Source organism: Peribacillus sp. YIM B13481, assembly GCF_042787985.1.
GTDB classification, from domain to species: Bacteria; Bacillota; Bacilli; order Bacillales; family DSM-1321; genus Peribacillus; species Peribacillus simplex_A.
Genome location: NZ_JBHZPE010000049.1, coordinates 19,668 through 33,497, shown reverse-complemented (window position 1 = coordinate 33,497; position 13,830 = coordinate 19,668). Strand labels below are relative to the sequence as shown.

Genomic DNA, 13,830 nt, shown 5'->3' with positions numbered 1-13,830 from the left:
TTCGCCCAGCCTTTGGATTCCGCATACACCGTTACTTTCGTTCCTTTTGAAAGCTTCGCGACTATGCTGGCACTTTCTATACCACTTTTTCGCATATTAAGTAAACCCGTGCTGACATTCACATATTTCGTTGTCGTTTTAACGGTCGCCGCAGCTTTGGTTACCGTTCCAGGCTTTGTCGTCGATAGATACTTGGTACTGACATATCCGTCTTTTCCATTGGCCTTGATCTTCGCCCAGCCTTTGGATTCCGCATACACCGTTACTTTCGTTCCTTTTGAAAGCTTCGCGACTATGCTGGCACTTTCCGTTCCGCTTTTTCGCATATTAAGTGAACCCGTGCTGACATTCACATATTTCGTTGTCGTTTTTTGAGGTGTGGCTATTGTGGATCCCGATCCTGGCTTTGCAGCAGACAGATACTTGGTACTGACATATCCGTCTTTTCCATTGGCCTTGATCTTCGCCCAGCCTTTGGATTCCGCATACACCGTCACTTTCGTTCCTTTTGAAAGCTTCGCGACTATGCTGGCACTTTCCGTTCCGCTTTTTCGCATATTAAGTGAACCCGTGCTGACATTCACATATTTCGTTGTCGTTTTTTGAGGTGTGGCTATTGTGGATCCCGATCCTGGCTTTGCAGCAGACAGATACTTGGTACTGACATATCCGTCTTTTCCATTGGCTTTAATTTTCGCCCAGCCTTTGGATTCCGCATACACCGTTACCTGTGTGCCCCTTGTCAGCTTTGCGACTATGCTGGCACTTTCTATACCACTTTTTCGCATATTAAGTGAACCTGTACTGACATTCACATATTTCGTTGTCGTTTTAACGGTTGCCGCAGCTTTGGTTACCGTTCCAGGCTTTGTCGTCGATAGATACTTGGTACTGACATATCCGTCTTTTCCATTGGCTTTAATTTTCGCCCAGCCTTTGGATTCCGAATACACCGTTACCTGTGTCCCTTTTGCCAGCTTGGCGACTACGCTTGCACTTTCAGTACCTGTTTTTCTCATATTAAGTGAACCTGTACTGACATTCACATATTTTGTTGTCGTTTTAATGGCTACTGCTGCTTTAGTTAAAGTTCCTGGCTTTGTTGCCGATAAATAATTGGTACTGACATATCCATCTTTTCCATTGGCTCTGATCTTCGCCCAGCCTTTGGATTCCGAATACACCGTTACCTTTGTGCCTTTTGCCAGCTTGGCGACTACGCTTGCACTTTCAGTACCTGTTTTTCTCATATTGAGCAAGCCGGAATTTACATGGACGAACATGACACCTGTTTCAATATTGGCCTGTTCTGCATGTAGTGGAGCTGCAGATATTTTTTCTTCGAAAGCAACTGTAGACAACACTGCAAAACAGAAAGTTGGTAAAATTAATTTCTTCATCTCATTCTCCCTACTAAAGAATTATATTTTTAACATTTATTTAAATATCGGTTAAAATAAGTATAATGTTATAGGTATTTATCCTCATTCATTAAAAACATACCATATTCCTTTAAATCTATAGAGGGATCGATGAATTTGTAACAAAATAGTAAACTAATAGACTTTTAATTAATTTAATAGAAATATTTGCAACGAAAATTCATTTCCTAAGTTTCTTGAAGCGGATGCACAAGTTTGTCGTCGAAATAAAGTATATTGAAATATTTATTCAGTTAATTAATTTATGGGGACGAACATCTTCCTGAATATACCGAATATACATAAAGGGTAAGCATACAATCCTAATATTTGACGGATTGAGGCAATAATCTATATACTCACTATATATACTTATATGAATCCTTCTGTTAAGGGGAGTAGCTATACAATAAAGTCGTCAATACAGGATTTTATCCTCGGCTTTATTGGCAACTGATCTTAGTTGTTTGCAAGACCTTGCCGATTATTTGGTGAGGTCTTTTAATTTTTAAAAGACGGTATAACCAACAATCGGTTATACCGTCTTTTTTTGATTCGAAAAAAATTCACAATAGAGGTGAAAAGTATGCAGAACTATTATGAATTAGCTCAAAGCGTTAAGATTTCCGATGATAAAAAGCATATATTGCTTGATGCCGACCAATCTTTATCACTTATCGGAAAAGGCCGAAGCGCTTATGTATTCCGAATTCATTCCACCGATAAAGCCCTAAAAGTGTTTTTCCCGGACCATACTCACACAGCAAAAGTTGAAGCTGAAATATACAAAACCGTTCAAGCCATCGATTACTATCCAACACTATATGATGCGGGGGTAAATTACCTGGTTATAGATCACATCGAAGGCAACACTCTTTTTGAATGTTTAACATTAGGAATCCCGATAACGGAAAAAAACATCGAGGAGATTGACCATGCCTTACAATTAGCAAGGAAAGAGGGATTGAATCCTTCGGATATCCATTTACGGAACATCTTCATCACTTCCGAAATGAAGGTGAAGATCATTGACGTTGCAAGGTTTAAACAAGTGAAATCATGTAATCAGTGGCATGACCTGAAAAGTGCTTTTCACCTTTTATATTCGAAGTCATTTTTTCCGAAGAAAATCCCTGGCTTCATACTGAATTCCATTGCAGCGATTTATAAAAAGAGATTCTTGTCCATCTGATCATCACCATAAAAACAAATGGAGGCATATATGAAAAAAAGAATGACCATTGTTTTTCTGTCCTTCCTTATATTAAGCGGCTGTTCGCTTTTGGGAGAAGTCAATTCATCATTGGAGTATGCGGATAATGCGACGGGATATATTAATACCGTTAAGGATTTTGCCAATGAGGTGCCCGCATTGGCAAAAGATGCCGTCACGAATGCCGAAGCAAGGGAAAATCTTGAAAAAGAATTGCAATTGATGAAAACGAAGATCGAAGACTTCAATGCAACTGAACCACCCCAAATCGCTGAAGGCATCCATGAGAAAATCGTCAGCTCAAATCAACAGCTTTCAGATGGAATTGAATTATACTTGAATAATATTGAAAGTGGCCAAATCGACCCTAAGGCATTGGAAGATTCAGAGGTAATGAAATCAATCGATAATTTAACAGAGCTGGCAAAACCAATTGAAGAATTGGGTAATTAAGCTTCCTTAATCCTTATTCCTGATTTCAGGAATAAGGAGAATGGCTCGAAACAAATCATTGACATGAAACCAAAAGGTTTTATATAATCAACAAAGCAAAACCAATTGGTTTCATAATTTTCAATGACAAAGGAGAATCAGTATGGAAAATCAACATACACTACAGGATATCAAGAAGACAGTTATTCTTGAAGCACCTATCCAAAAAGTTTGGGATACAGTTTCGACTGCAGAGGGCATAGCTTCATGGTTCATGCCAAATGATTTTCAACCGAAAGTGGGACATGAGTTCCATGTGCAATCACCTTTTGGTCCATCTCCTTGTAAGGTAACGGAGTTAGATGCTCCTCATCGTCTTTCATTCAGTTGGGATACGGACGGTTGGTTCATTTCCTTCATTTTAAAAGAACTGGATGGCAAAACGGAGTTCACCCTTATTCATGGTGGTTGGAAAGAGCCTGAAACGATTCTTCCGAAACCGAATGAAAAGAGCTCAGTGATTCGCGAGAGAATGGATCATGGCTGGGAACAGCTCGTTCATGCAAAACTTAAAAAGGTTGTTGAGGGCTAAGTGTCTGCAGCAGAAAAGCATGATGTATTTCAGGCTATCGCCGACCCAACCCGCCGTAAGGTCCTGCAATTGCTTGCTGAAGGGGATTTACCCATTTCAGAAATCACTTCTCACTTTTCCATGAGCCGGACAGCGATTGCCAAGCATCTTCATATCCTTTCTGAAGCTGAATTGGTCAGTGGCCGGAAGGTAGGCAGAGAGAAACGCTTTCGACTTCAGCCAGAACCTTTAGCGGAATTGAAACAGTGGCTTTCCTTTTACGATCAATTCTGGGATAACAAATTATCCATCCTTAAACATGTGATTGAAAATTCAGGGGAAAATGGATTGAAAGTCATCGATAAAGAAAAGGACACGGATGAACCATCATAATGAAGAAAACCCCCGGCGCATTGCACCGGGGGGGTTTTTTCATTAGTTTATGCATCCATCTCCACATTGTGTTCTTTGCGCTTCTTGATGACCATTGTTAGCAATAGTAGTAGATTGAAGACAATGATGCATCCAGTAAGGAACACTATACTCGTTGTCAATGCATCCGCTCCAAGGCTCGTACTCATCGCCTGACGGAAGCCCATGACAGAGTATGTCATTGGTATGAACGGGTGAATATGACTGAAGAAGTTATTGGTCAGTTCCACGGGGAACATTCCTCCGCTTGCACCTAGCTGTAGTACAAGGAATATCATCGCTAATAAACGACCCGGATTTCCAAATCCTACGGTCAAGAAGGTGACGATGAACATGAAGGTAAGGGAAGTCAGTATGGAAACCCCAATGAATTGCCCCATGTTCTCGACCTGTAAATCCATTCCAAAAATCATGATCGCATCCAACACTAATGCTGAAAGCGTCGCTTGGATAAATAGGACCGTGAATTTACTGAACCACCATGCCACTCCTGAAGTAGGCCTTGTGGAAGGCAACCCTGTCGGGAATCCCATATTGAAGGCTATAGCTCCTACAAATAAGCCAAGAGACAATACATAAGGTGCTAGTGCATGACCATAATTCGGAACGTCACTGCTTTTTTGTTCTTTAACCTGTGTCGGTTCAGCAATCATGCTGTAATTATCATCTGTTGTTTCATTTTCATTTATTTCTTCTGCACCATCACTCAGTTTTTCCGAAAGTTCGCCTGTTCCATCTTTTAGAGAGGAGATTCCATCGCCCAATTTATTTGAACCTTCAGCAAGTGCTAATGAACCTTTATTGATTTTACCTGCTCCATCAGCAAGTTGGATGACTCCATTGCTTAAAGTTGGTAAATTGCTTGCCAATTGTTCAGTGCCTTTAACAAGTGCTGATGAACCATCTTTCAAGGAACCTGAGTTTGCATTCAGCTCATTCGCCCCATTAGCAAGTTTATTTGCCCCTTCGCCAACTTGGCTAACACCAAACGCATACTTCTCAAGACCATTCCCAAAGGAGGATGACCCTGCCTGAAGTTGTGAAACTCCATCAACCAGTTGACCAGATCCCTCAGTTAGTTTTGATAAACCATTATTTAACGAAGAACCGCCTTGTGCTAACTGATTGATCCCATTCACTAGTTCTGGTGTCCGTTCATTTAAACTATCGGTTGCCGCCGTTAATTGATTGCTGCCCTTAACGGCTTCATTCATGCCGGTATTTAATTGGGTTGCACCAGGAATCAATTGTTCTTCCAGTGAGTTCCTTATTGCCGTATACCCATTTAACGCTGAGACGGCGTTTGGATTAACTTTATTCACCGCATTATTTAAATTGGCCACCTGTTCTGGAAGTTGGCCTAATCCATTCAATACTGGCATTACTTTATTCGTTAATTGCGTTGATAAGTCGGATACACTTGCAGCAAGATTCGATGCAATTTGTTTTTGTGCCCCCGCTTGTATTTGAAGTTCATTTTGAATGGCTCCAATTAATTCGGATTGTTGTTCACTCGTCATACTTTTGTACGCTTCAGTGTTTTGAACGGTATTGATTGTGCTTTGTCCATTATTCGCAATCGTTGATTGTAGTTCCGTTAAGGCCGCTTGACTGTTATTGAGGTCATCAGTAATGCCAGATACGGTACCGGACGCGCTGCTCCCTGCAGGAACCGCTTTTTGCAATTGATTCACACCGCTTTGAATGCTTGACAGTCCTTGCTTAAGCTGACTCAGCTGTTCTTCTGCGGGCAATTGGCCATCCATCTTTTTCAGGCCGGCATTTAACGCCCCGCTTCCTTCAGCCAGTTTAATGATTCCCTCATTTAAACTCTGCTGACCTTCTGCCATTTTTGGGATTCCTGAAGATTGGTCCGTCAGCTGCCTTGCATTTTGCGATAATTGATTCAACCCATCATTCAAATTCGCACTGCCTGTTTGCGCTTGTGCTAATCCAGTATTTAAAGTTTGGGCTCCTGGAACCACTTTGGCCAGCCCAGTGGAAAGTTGGGAAGAACCTTGTATAAGTGCTTTACTATTATTAGTTAATTCCCCTGTACCTGATGCGAGTTCGTTCGCACCCTTTTGCAACTGACCGACACCAGAAGTGTATTGTGATATTCCCTTATTTAATTCCGAAGCGCCACTTTCAAGCTTATTGGCTCCTTCCAAAAACTCGCCGACGCCGATTTGAAGTTTATTCGCTCCCTCTTTAAAAGTTAATGTACTGGAAGCTAATTTATTCAGATTCTCTGTCACTTCTTTGTTTCCATCATGCAGTTTTTCAGCACCTTCATCCAGTTTTGATGCCCCATCTGCTGCATCACCGAATCCATCTCCGATTTCATCCAGTTGTGAGAAGATCGCTTCCGCATATTCTTTTGTGACACTTTCAGCAATTTCCGTTTTCAAGTTATTCGCTGCCTGTTTTCCGACCGTTTCCGAAACGAAACTGCGTCCAGGATTCACATCATATGTTAAATTCATTTTCTTAGGTTTATCATCCAGGACGGTTGAAGCATTTTTTGAAAAGTCCTCTGGAATGGTAACAACCATATAATATGTACCATCTTCGAATCCTTTTTTCGCCGCTTTTTCCGTTACGAAATGCCATTCTAAATCATCATTGTCCTTTAATTGCTCGATCAGCTCATTACCGACCGTTAAGGTTTTACCCTCATATTCCGCCTTCACATCCTTATTCACGACTGCAACCGGCAATTTGCCTGTATTCCCGTATGGATTCCAAGCGGAACTAAGAAATAGCCCCCCATAAATAATCGGTACGAACAGTAAAACGATTGCGACACCGACAAGTTTTCGATTTGTAAGGAAAAGCTTCCATTCTTGTTTAAGCATGTTCAATTCTTTTCACCTTTCTTTTCACGCAGTACATCACTCAATGACGTTGAATTCCAATTAAGAGTCGGTATGTCCGTGGTGCCAAAGCTTTCCTTCAGCAAATCTGCCACTGTTTGACTGGAAAAGAACTCTATCAAAAGTTGATCCGCCCGAGAAAACGTCCGACGAAGAACGTCCATCCCCTTCTCTGCGTATTCTCCATCTTTAAACGCTTTTTCTATAAGTCCCGTATCCGGAAACATCGAAATGGGACCTTCCATCGCCTCAATAATTTCAAGGTTTTTAATCTTATCTACACTTTTGGCAAGAGTAAGGCCGCCATTATTACCAGGAACGGAAGTGATTATCTGCTTAACTACCAATTTCCTTATGATTTTTTTCAAATAAGAAGGAGACACCTCCAATCGCCTGCTGATCTCATTAGACGAAAGCGGTACATTTTTATCCTGGGTGGAGAGGATAACAATGATGCATATAGCTTGCTCGACCCCTTTTGTTAATTGCAAATCAGTTCACCTCTTTCAGTATCTATGTGGATATTCGATATCCATAATGGACATTCGGTATCTATAATTAAAACCCGTTTCATCATAGAAATCAAGTTATTTTTAGAAAAAAATCCCTGAAATTGGGGTGAACACGATATTCCATGAACATTTTTAAATGGGAGACCCCAAAACAAAGGTGAACCCCGCATGACAACATCATGCGGGGTTTACCTTTACAACAACTTTTATAGATCATTTAGAAATTCATTGACTGCCTCTGGGGTTTTAGCATTCGCACTGTGCAAATGTGCAATCTTTTCTCCATTTTTAAAAACCAATAAAGAAGGAATTCCCATCACGGTCTGCTCTTCTGAAATCTCTGGAAACTCGTCACGATCGATTGTAAACCACTGTTTGTCTTGATGTTCTTGGGTGATTTCATCAATGAACATGTCTAAACGTTTGCAGTCTGGACACCATGTAGTCGTAAAAATCCCGACTGTCAGTCCCTCTTGTTTAATTTGTTCACGGTATTCTTGTTCAGTATTAATATTTTTCATGATTGTCCCCTCCGAACTTTTCTTATCATCATCATACTTTCATCCATGAATAAATGTACTCAAGAATTAATATATAATTAATTCCTTCACAGTACAAACGGTTTATCCTCGATCTGGTTCGGGGTGAGACACTTCCGAACCCCTTTTGTAAACAAATTTTAAGAAAAGCCAGTTTGCCCATAGTTTTTTCTTTAGGCTCTTTTCGTAAAGATTGTTGTTTTTAAAACGAAACTATTTAAGGTTGATTGGAGCGGAAGTGCGAGACTCCTGCGGGAGCAGCGGGACAGGTGAGACCCCACAGGCGTTTACGCCGAGGAGGCTCACCGCCCGCCCCGCGGAAAGCGAGCATCTGGAGGGGAAATCAACCACAGCTCACTACCTGGTAAATAGCAACATAGTATGTGAAAACAGCCTTTCTTTAAATACGATCCAGTTGTTTCAGCCGGAGCATTTTTTTCGACCTTCACCGCTCTTTTTCCGACCGTCACCGTATTTTTTCGACCTTCACCGTACTTTTCCGAACCCCCTTTGGTCAACAAACTGAAAAAAGCCACTATCCAGTGGCCTTTTTACTTCATTCATATTGGGAGAGTGAGTTGCCAGGAAACACCGAACTTATCAGATACCCATCCGAACTTCTTACTGAAGGAATAATCGCCTAATGGCATCAGCACTTCTCCGCCATCAGTTAAACTCGCAAAAATCCTGTCAATTTCCTCTTCCGTATCACATGTAAGGAATATTGAAAACGAAGGTGTAAACGTAAATTGATGCTTAATATTGCTATCGATGCACATAAACTCCTGATCCTTCAAGGTAAAGGCAGCTTGCATGATACTTCCCTCTGCACCTGCTTCATTCGCTCCATACCGAATCATGCTGGTTATTTTCGATCCTTCAATTAAAGATGTGTAATAATTCATGGCTTCTTCTGCATCATTTCCTTGGAACATCAAGAAAGGTGTGACCTTTTTCATTCATCTTCAAACTCCTTTTTCAACATTAATTATTCCCGATATCGGGTTTATGGCGCCCACCAGTTACCTGAAACAACAATCATTGTTTGTAATTTTATCGTATTGGCAAAATAGTCATCATCTTCTTGTTCCTGTATCGTCCTTTTCCATAATCGGTTGATCCATTGCTGATTGGAGGAATCAACCATGGCACTGACCATGAATGGAGCAACAAAGGTTGTACTATTTCCTTCTTCTAAGACTTTTCCGTTTAGAGTATAGCCGGATTGGATATTTTCAGGGTTCCCATCCGTTTCCTCCTTAATCCAATTATTCATCTTCTTTAATTGCGCCAGCGCTCTTTCATCACCAGTAAGTAAGTAATCGAGCGTATAGCGCCAAGGGGTCCTGCTGCTGTTCCAGCTATAATTGCCGTCATTCTCCCCTTCTAAAAAGTCAGCTTGTGCCGGCTGGTATCCTCCCTTGGATTGTACAATGAAGTCCGGCATGAGGCCTGTATTGCCGCTTTTTTCTTTATAAATGGATTGAATGATCTCATAAGCCTTATCCGTTACACCTTTCCATTCATGATTCCCGGTTGCCGCCTCAAAGGACTTCAAATGATTGAGAAGAAAGTCCGATGAACGAGTCGATTGTCCGTATACATCATCTTCATCTTCCGCCCAGTCCCCTAGTTTAATCAGGGACTGCGACCGATTTATCTCATTGGACATGATTGCATCCATGATGTCCTTTGCTCTGGCAAGATAGTTGATTTCCCCTTCACTTCCCCATTGGCGATCAGCCAATAATAACGAATAAGCGATATCCATATCGCCATCTGTTGCTGAATCGGCATCACCTGGCGTATTTATGATTTTGCCCGATTTATCCTTTACTTGCTGCCACGCCATTAATGAAGAATCATTATCACTTTTATGCGCTTTATAAAAACGATAAAGCCCATCGAAGTACTGCCTGTCCTTGCTGCCTGCCATGATTGCCGTTATCATCATCCCATAACCGTGCGCTTCAGAAACGGTCACTGCGTTCTTGGGTTCTGCATATCCTTTATCATTGTAAAAAATATAATATTCATCCTTTTTATCAGCAGGCTGCCTAAGATATTCATCTTTCCAAACTTTGTAAAAATCCGTTACATCATCATCCAGCTCTTCTTGTGATAGATTGTCAGGTTTTATCGTTCCTGATTGATAGACTGTATGCTGTGGAAAGGGCCTTTTACTGTCCAGTTCTTTCTTTGTGGTTTGAGATTCTAATGCAATCCAGGCGATGATTCCAAAAACGATCACGCACATAGCTATTAATAAACTTGCTCTTTTTTTCATGGTTGGCTCCTTGGATTATGGTGATATGAATTTGAGCGTGAAACATAAACATTTTTATGTACTTCTTTTCCTGCTGCGAATGATTCAATAGCGAGGTACCATTAAAAGATCCTGCCCACTTTTGCTTCCGTGCCCTTCCATATTCTCTTTATATTTTCCCTATGTAAAATGATGACGAATAAGCAAATGAATGAAGAGAGTGCAGTGATGAGCCTGCCTTCAAATAATAGGCTGTAAATCAATATGGAAATGCTCCCCAAAATCGAACTGAGAGATACATATTTTGAAGTCAGCAAACTAATGAAAAAAACGATGCAAGCACTGAATGTACCTAATGGAGCTAAAAATAAAAGCACTCCCGCTGATGTTGCCACGGCCTTGCCCCCTTTAAATCCCGCAAAAACAGGAAAGGCATGCCCAATTATGGCAAGTAAGCCGCATAGTATTGGGGAAACGTTTGAATGCAGCATCATAGGGAGAAAGCAAGCGATGGAACCTTTCATTAAATCAGCAATGGCTACTACCGTCCCCGCTCTTTTGCCCAATACCCTAAAACTATTGGTTGCGCCAAGATTCCCACTCCCATATCCACGAATATCGGTACTATAGAACAATTTGCCGATAACCAGAGCAAATGGGATGGAACCTATTAAGTAACTTGATAGGAGAATGATCATGTTCAGCATAAATTACCTTCTTCTTGGAATCATTGATTATATCTCAAGGATCCTACGAATCTTTTATAACGCCTTTTGAAGCTTCACTCTTTTACAATCCCGATAACAAAACCATCATATCCTTTCATACCAACAGTTTGCAAGACGGTCGAATCGATTCGCGGTTCTTCAGATAGCCTATCTATGAATGTCCGTACACCCATCACACTCGGGTCCTTGCTATCCTGATCGATCACTTTTCCATCTCGGATGACATTATCGACCACGATGACGGTCCCAGGCCGTGAAAGTTCCAATGCCCATTTAAGATACTCGGGATTATTAGGTTTATCAGCATCAATAAAAATTAGGTCGAAGCCGGATAATCCTTTTTCTTTAAGGGTTGGCAAGGTTTTGAGCGCCGCCCCGACCATTATATGGATATTATCGGCCAATCCCGCATTTTTGATATTGGCTTCCGCCACTTTTGCATGCTTAGCCTCATATTCAAGCGTTATCAACCGCCCATCTTCCGGCAAAGCACGCGCGAGCCAAACACTGCTATAACCTCCAAGCGTCCCTATTTCCAATATGTTTTTCGCTCCACTGATTTTTGCTAGTAAATGAAGGAATTTCCCTTGGTTTGGAGATACATCAATGGCAGGCAGCCCTGCTTCTGCATTCGCTTTCAATATCGAATTCATGATCGGATCTTCCGTATGAAGTTTATTACTAAAATATAAATCTACATCATTCCAAATTCCGGACATCTCAATCTTCCCCCTTGGTCAGTTTCATCTTTTTCAATTCCATGAATCCTTCGCCATCCAATGATATATCTATTTGCTGATCAATGACTAACGAAAGCGGAAAGATTTCCGACTCTCTATCCGAAAAGAACCAGCGCCGTTTCCTTGGACCTAAAAGTAAAAATGCTCCTGCTTCATGCTCCCCCATGAAATTCAATCCATCTTCCCTTATTGGTTCACCACTCCTTACTGGTATGCCGAAACTGATCAACTGATTCCCTAAAGCCCTGACTTCATTCGTCGTAATGTTCATTTCACTAATGCACAGGACGTTTTGAGCTGAGAAAGACTCAGCCCCAGATTTGGGTGATACGGAATACCTGGATATGAACTCAACAATGTTGCCTGAAGGGTCTGAAAAATAAAAGGCATGTGCATCTGAATAGCTGAAATAAACTTCGTCCTCATCATCTTCGCTGGTCAATTCCACCTTTGAATTCGCCCATGCTTTTGCCAAAGTGAATAAATCGGTCGGTATGTCCATGGCAAAATGATAAAAAGGCTTTTTTTGGAGATCGTATTTTTACATTTCAAGTACACTGTCCCCAGCCCTAATTTCAAAACCATCATCTGTATGCGATAGTAACTCGAATCCTAACTCATTAACATAAAATTTCCGCATATCATTCAATGCATGACTGTACAAAGTGACCTTATTGATAATCAAAGTCTAATCTCCCTTAAAATTCCCAACCCTCCTAACATATATTGTAAATAAATACAGTATTTATGCAAATATTCTGTACTCTTCATTTACATGGCTATGAGAAAACCCAATTAGGATTACTTTCTTCCCGCTTGCTTTTTCTTCGATTAATTTAATTCCTTCTTCTGCACTACCTTTTATAGAAAAATTCATTTCATAATTGCTTAGTCCATGTTCAGGTAAGTCTGGAACTATGCAATGATAATGATTGAAGTATTCCCATATCCAACTACTCACTCCTCCACCATGTAAAAATAGCATCAGAGAAGCACTCTTATCACCATATTATTGATAATGTAAACCCAAAGGTTTCACCTCTCTTTTTGTAAATGTTATTTTATTGGTAAGTGTTATCTTCATAAAACTTTCAAGGTTAGTACTACGTTCTTAATATGTAATAAGTTTCATTAATTGGACGTAAACAATTCCATTCAAAAAAAGGCCACCAAATTGGTGGTCCCCCGCTTAGAGAGCAGTACATTTGCCTTACGCTCTTCCTGGCAATGCATGCTTTATAGCATAATATGCAATAAGGCGATTACATTCCTTAAAATCATACTCACTTTTCATCTTAAAAAGTTTCACTCTTTAATTTTCAGTCCAAGCATGGCTGCAAAGCCTATTGCTTGGTCCGGGGAAACTTCGCATCCATTTAAATCCTCCAGGGATACGGTAAGCCTTTGAAATGTAGAACTGCTAATATCAATTCCTTTTAGCGGTGTCCGGGAAAAGTTCACTTCATTTAATTTACATGTATCGAACATCACTTTCTTGAATTTACAATCATAATAATCAGCACTTTCCAATGAGCAATGATCGAACTTCACTTGTTTTAATGCGGCATAGCCAAAAGCACTTAAATTACAATTGCAATTCTCAAAGGAGACATTCCCTAAACTGGCATCAGAAAGATTAATGCCCAATAGTTTGGACTCTTTGAATTCCACCCGATGAATCGAGCCACCCATGAAATCGGCATTCGTCAAATCGCAATGGTCAAAAACGACATCCGTCAGCTCAATATTCCTGAATGATACATCGCTGAATATCACATGTTTAAAAACTACCTGTGATAATACGATTTGGTCCATCTTTTCTCTATCGATCGTACAATTGCTTATGATACAGGTATCCAGATAGGGCTCATCTTTATAATATATTTCCTGAAAGTTCGCTTGAGTTAAGTCATGGGGGATCTTCGGCTGTTCAATTTTGATTTTGCCTGACATATTATCACCTTTTCACTTTATTCTTAAAATCATTAAAGACCATTGAGGCCATTGGCTAAAAGTACAGCAACATGTAAACAGGATCATTCAAGTAATCACGTTGCTTTGCTACAAACAGAACTGAATGATGTTTGCCATGTGGCATTT

The 13,830-nt window shown here is 40.6% G+C and carries 15 protein-coding genes and 1 pseudogene; 4 read left to right on the top strand and 12 right to left on the bottom strand.

The window, feature by feature from the left end:
* The coding region (locus tag ACFX4X_RS20960; protein ID WP_377386052.1) for an SH3 domain-containing protein at positions 1 to 1,400 on the bottom strand (1,400 nt) is incomplete at its 3' end.
* Between the two features lie 607 nt (positions 1,401 to 2,007).
* On the opposite strand from ACFX4X_RS20960, the gene ACFX4X_RS20955 reads away from it, so the two are divergent.
* The 4 genes from ACFX4X_RS20955 (at position 2,008) to ACFX4X_RS20940 (ending at position 4,030) form a co-directional block, all read left to right on the top strand.
* On the top strand, positions 2,008 to 2,613 hold the full coding sequence (locus ACFX4X_RS20955) for a protein kinase family protein (RefSeq protein WP_377386049.1): 606 nt from the start codon (positions 2,008 to 2,010) through the stop codon (positions 2,611 to 2,613).
* A 30-nt stretch (positions 2,614 to 2,643) separates the two neighbouring features.
* Positions 2,644 to 3,087, top strand: coding sequence for a DUF6376 family protein (locus tag ACFX4X_RS20950; RefSeq protein WP_377386046.1), 444 nt, complete (start codon positions 2,644 to 2,646; stop codon positions 3,085 to 3,087).
* 142 nt (positions 3,088 to 3,229) lie between these two features.
* Positions 3,230 to 3,658, top strand: coding sequence for an SRPBCC family protein (locus tag ACFX4X_RS20945; protein ID WP_377386043.1), 429 nt, complete (start codon positions 3,230 to 3,232; stop codon positions 3,656 to 3,658).
* Positions 3,659 to 4,030 carry an ArsR/SmtB family transcription factor gene (locus tag ACFX4X_RS20940; RefSeq protein WP_061465208.1) on the top strand — a complete coding sequence of 124 codons (372 nt, stop codon included), beginning with the start codon at positions 3,659 to 3,661 and terminating at the stop codon, positions 4,028 to 4,030.
* 47 nt (positions 4,031 to 4,077) lie between these two features.
* On the opposite strand, the gene ACFX4X_RS20935 is transcribed toward ACFX4X_RS20940, so the two are convergent.
* The 11 genes and pseudogenes from ACFX4X_RS20935 to ACFX4X_RS20885 form a co-directional block, all read right to left on the bottom strand.
* On the bottom strand, positions 4,078 to 6,927 hold the full coding sequence (locus ACFX4X_RS20935; protein WP_377386063.1) for a YhgE/Pip family protein: 2,850 nt from the start codon (positions 6,925 to 6,927) through the stop codon (positions 4,078 to 4,080).
* 2 nt (positions 6,928 to 6,929) lie between these two features.
* Positions 6,930 to 7,436 carry an Rrf2 family transcriptional regulator gene (locus ACFX4X_RS20930; protein ID WP_284469495.1) on the bottom strand — a complete coding sequence of 169 codons (507 nt, stop codon included), beginning with the start codon at positions 7,434 to 7,436 and terminating at the stop codon, positions 6,930 to 6,932.
* 227 nt (positions 7,437 to 7,663) lie between these two features.
* A pseudogene (locus tag ACFX4X_RS20925) lies at positions 7,664 to 7,993 on the bottom strand (thioredoxin family protein); the annotation flags it as partial.
* A 563-nt stretch (positions 7,994 to 8,556) separates the two neighbouring features.
* A complete protein-coding gene (locus ACFX4X_RS20920) occupies positions 8,557 to 8,955 on the bottom strand; it encodes a VOC family protein (RefSeq protein ID WP_377386039.1) in 399 nt (132 codons plus the stop codon).
* 47 nt (positions 8,956 to 9,002) lie between these two features.
* Entirely contained in the window at positions 9,003 to 10,283 is a 1,281-nt protein-coding gene (locus tag ACFX4X_RS20915; RefSeq protein WP_377386036.1) for a family 8 glycosyl hydrolase, read from the bottom strand.
* Positions 10,284 to 10,384: 101 nt separating this feature from the next.
* A complete protein-coding gene (gene plsY, locus ACFX4X_RS20910) occupies positions 10,385 to 10,969 on the bottom strand; it encodes a glycerol-3-phosphate 1-O-acyltransferase PlsY (protein ID WP_061465219.1) in 585 nt (194 codons plus the stop codon).
* Positions 10,970 to 11,043: 74 nt separating this feature from the next.
* Complete coding sequence (locus ACFX4X_RS20905) at positions 11,044 to 11,709, bottom strand: O-methyltransferase (RefSeq protein ID WP_377386033.1); 666 nt, start codon at positions 11,707 to 11,709, stop codon at positions 11,044 to 11,046.
* A 1-nt stretch (position 11,710) separates the two neighbouring features.
* Positions 11,711 to 12,178, bottom strand: a complete 468-nt coding sequence (locus tag ACFX4X_RS20900; RefSeq protein WP_377386030.1) for a hypothetical protein — start codon at positions 12,176 to 12,178, stop codon at positions 11,711 to 11,713.
* Between the two features lie 93 nt (positions 12,179 to 12,271).
* Positions 12,272 to 12,415 (bottom strand): hypothetical protein, encoded by a 144-nt coding sequence (locus ACFX4X_RS20895; RefSeq protein ID WP_284469490.1) that lies wholly within the window; start codon positions 12,413 to 12,415, stop codon positions 12,272 to 12,274.
* 60 nt (positions 12,416 to 12,475) lie between these two features.
* Positions 12,476 to 12,715, bottom strand: a complete 240-nt coding sequence (locus ACFX4X_RS20890) for an alpha/beta fold hydrolase (RefSeq protein ID WP_377386027.1) — start codon at positions 12,713 to 12,715, stop codon at positions 12,476 to 12,478.
* Positions 12,716 to 13,035: 320 nt separating this feature from the next.
* Entirely contained in the window at positions 13,036 to 13,683 is a 648-nt protein-coding gene (locus ACFX4X_RS20885; protein ID WP_061465229.1) for a pentapeptide repeat-containing protein, read from the bottom strand.
* Positions 13,684 to 13,830: the final 147 nt, after the last annotated feature.